The sequence below is a fragment of the Mesorhizobium sp. M7A.F.Ca.CA.004.06.1.1 genome (assembly GCF_003999135.1).
GTDB lineage: Bacteria > Pseudomonadota > Alphaproteobacteria > Rhizobiales > Rhizobiaceae > Mesorhizobium.
Genome location: NZ_RZPQ01000793.1, coordinates 1 through 2,642, shown reverse-complemented (window position 1 = coordinate 2,642; position 2,642 = coordinate 1). Strand labels below are relative to the sequence as shown.

The window sequence follows — 2,642 nt, the reverse complement described above, 5'->3', positions numbered from 1 at the left end:
CTGTTGTTCTCGTGGTCGACCGGGCGGCTCTTGGCATCCACCTCGGCCTTGACGACCGGCGGAAAGTCCTCGACGCGCGGCATGCGCTGCGGCGCCATGGCAACCGGCTGCGGCGCCTCGCGCTGCAGCATCTCGCGCGGCTGCGGGGCCGGCTGCATCTGCTGGACCACCGGCTGCGGCATCGGCTGGGCGGGCGGCGCCTGGAAGATCTTGCTCTGCGGGCGGAAATCTTCAGCGTGGGCGACCGGGGCCGGGCGCGCCTGCGCCATGGCCGCCGCATTGGCTTCGGCCAGATGGATGGCTTCCGCGACCGGGTCGATAGCGCGTGGCTCGTATGCCGCCTGCTGGACAGGCGCCGGACGAACCTCCGCGATCTGAGCCGCCGGGCGGCTGGCCGGCTTCGGAGGCGCCGTGCGGATCGAGATCGGCGCGGCGGCGATTTCAGCCGCCGACTTGTCGATGCCGGTGGCAACCACCGAGACGCGGATGACGCCTTCGAGTTCCTCGTCGAAAGTGGCGCCCAGGATGATGTTGGCGTCCTGGTCGACTTCCTCGCGGATACGGGTCGCGGCTTCGTCGACTTCGAACAGCGTCAGGTCGCGGCCGCCGGTGATCGAGATCAGCAGGCCCTTGGCGCCCTTCATCGATGTCTCGTCGAGCAGCGGGTTGGCGATCGCCGCTTCGGCGGCGGCCATCGCGCGGCCCTCGCCGGAAGCCTCGCCGGTGCCCATCATCGCCTTGCCCATCTCGCGCATGACGGAACGGACGTCGGCGAAGTCGAGATTGATCAGGCCTTCCTTGACCATCAGGTCGGTGATGCAGGCGACACCGGAATAGAGCACCTGGTCGGCCATGGCGAAGGCATCGGCGAAGGTGGTCTTGTCATTGGCCAGCCGGAACAGGTTCTGGTTGGGGATGACGATCAGCGTATCGACGCATTTCTGCAATTCCTCGATGCCGAAATCCGCTGTCTTCATGCGGCGCTGGCCTTCGAAGTGGAACGGCTTGGTGACGACGCCGACGGTGAGGATGCCCTTTTCGCGCGCTGCGCGGGCAACGACCGGAGCAGCACCGGTGCCGGTGCCGCCGCCCATGCCGGCGGTGACGAAGCACATATGGGTGTTGGTCAGGTGATCGAGGATTTCATCGATGCACTCTTCCGCCGCCGCACGGCCGACTTCCGGCTGCGAGCCGGCGCCAAGGCCTTCGGTGACATGCGCGCCGAGCTGGATCAGGCGGCCGGCCTTCGACATGGTCAGCGCCTGCGCGTCGGTGTTGGCCACCACGAACTCGACACCGCGCAGACCGGCGGTGATCATGTTGTTGACGGCATTGCCGCCGCCGCCGCCGACACCGAACACGGTGATGCGCGGCTTAAGCTCGGTGATGTCCGGCTTTTGCAGATTGATGGTCATTGTCTCCGTCCTTTGCCTTTCACGCCGCTTCGCCGCCGCGGCCGCCTATGGGGCTGTCCCCGTCAATTTTAGAAACTGTCTCTCAACCACTGACTCATGCGATGCAGTTTTCCGCCCGTTCCGGTCATTTTGAGACCGGAAATTCCTTTCGCCGGATGGCTCTCGAAGCTCGCCATCTGCGGATAGATCAGAAGCCCCACCGCAGCCGAGAAGGCCGGCCCCTTCGCCGCTTCCGGCAGACCGGCCACGCCGAGCGGGCGGCCGATGCGCACATTGCGTCCCAGGATGCGGCGCGCCGCCTCCGGCAGGCCGGCAAGCTGGCTGGCGCCACCGGTAAGAACCACACGCTTGCCCACTGCATTGCCATAGCCGGACTTGTTCAGCCGGTCGCGCAGCAGTTCGAGCGTCTCGTCGATGCGGGCGCGCACGATGCGCGTCATCACCGAGCGCGGGATCTGCAAGGGCACGTCACCGTCGTCGCCGATCGGCTGGATCGAGACCAGGTCGCGGTCGTCGGCGCTGCCCGGCAGTGCCGAGCCATGCATCACCTTCAGCCGTTCGGCGGCATCGAGCGAGGTCGACAGCCCCTTGGCCATGTCCATCGTGACGTGGTTGCCGCCGATGGCGATGGCGTCGCCATGGACGAACTTGCCTTCCGAAAACACCGAGATCGTCGTCGTGCCGCCGCCCATGTCGATGCAGGCCGCGCCCATTTCCAGCTCGTCGTCGACCAAGGCCGCCAGGCCGCTGGCATAGGGCGTCGCCACCATGCGCTCGACCGACAGATGCGAACGGTTGATGGAAAGCTCCAGATTGCGCATCGGCGCGGCGTCGCCGGTCAGCACATGCATGTCGACGCCGAGTGCGTCGCCGACCATGCCGCGCGGATCGCGCACGCCGCGTTCGGCATCGAGCGAGAAACCGACGGGAAGCGAATGGATCACCTCGCGCTCGGCCTTCAGCGCCTGCTTGGCGCCGGCACCGAGAACGCGCTTGATGTCGGCCTCGTCGGCCTCGTGGCCGCCTAGATTGATGGTGGCGGAGAAGGCTTCGCTCTTCAGCCGGCCGGCCGTCATGTTGACGATCAGCGAATCGACCGTTAGCCCGGCCATGCGCTCGGCCGCGTCGACGGAAAGGCGGATGGCATGTTCCGCCCTATCGAGGTCAACCACGACACCCGACTTCACGCCTTGCGATTTCTGATGGCCGATGCCGATCACCTGGATC

2 protein-coding genes are annotated in these 2,642 nt (G+C 66.6%); both read right to left on the bottom strand.

The features are described from left to right. Positions 1-1,415 (bottom strand): cell division protein FtsZ (gene ftsZ, locus EN906_RS30210; protein ID WP_127375606.1); only part of this gene is annotated, 1,415 nt, incomplete at its 3' end. A gap of 68 nt (positions 1,416-1,483) precedes the next feature. Next, a complete protein-coding gene (gene ftsA, locus EN906_RS30205; protein ID WP_245484359.1) occupies positions 1,484-2,641 on the bottom strand; it encodes a cell division protein FtsA in 1,158 nt (385 codons plus the stop codon). Position 2,642 lies beyond the last annotated feature (1 nt).